This is a genomic window from Halobellus sp. Atlit-38R, assembly GCF_003665925.1.
In the GTDB taxonomy this organism is placed as follows: Archaea; Halobacteriota; Halobacteria; order Halobacteriales; family Haloferacaceae; genus Haloquadratum; species Haloquadratum inordinatus.
In genome coordinates this window covers 1-457 of record NZ_QXIJ01000328.1, presented here as the reverse complement: position 1 = coordinate 457, position 457 = coordinate 1, and the positions used below count along the sequence as shown (strand labels likewise).

The 457-nt window shown below is 54.9% G+C and carries 1 pseudogene; it reads left to right on the top strand.

Going from position 1 to position 457, the window contains the following annotated elements:
- Window positions 1-237: pseudogene (locus tag D3D02_RS21395) on the top strand (zinc ribbon domain-containing protein); the annotation flags it as partial.
- Window positions 238-457 lie beyond the last annotated feature (220 nt).

The window sequence follows — 457 nt, the reverse complement described above, 5'->3', positions numbered from 1 at the left end:
GGGAGACTCGACATCGCTGGGAACGTCGCGGTCGTCGATGATGAGGGGACCGTTCGGTGGGCCTCGACACTCCCGGGCTACGCTGACGGCTATCGGCCAGGTGCTGAATCACGGACTGCAATGGACTTCTTGGAAGATATCGCCGCCTCTCCGAGCAACCGTCTCTGTGTCGAGTGCCTCTCTTTGCTGGACGGCGACGAAAGCTTCTGTCCGAACTGTGGCTACGAATTTCCATAGCGCAGTGCGCTATTGGATCGACGACGTCGAACGCTGACTGGCTGATGTCACACATCCTGGTCACATGACAATGAGTAGCCTCTATCAAGCTGGTGTCACGCCGTGAGGGGCCTCTATACGTCATCACACAACTCCAGTCCATCGAATTAACCAACAATAATCGGATTTGACACGTGCTGTTGGTTAATCTTGTCCGGCGACTCAAGCAATGAATTCTGCA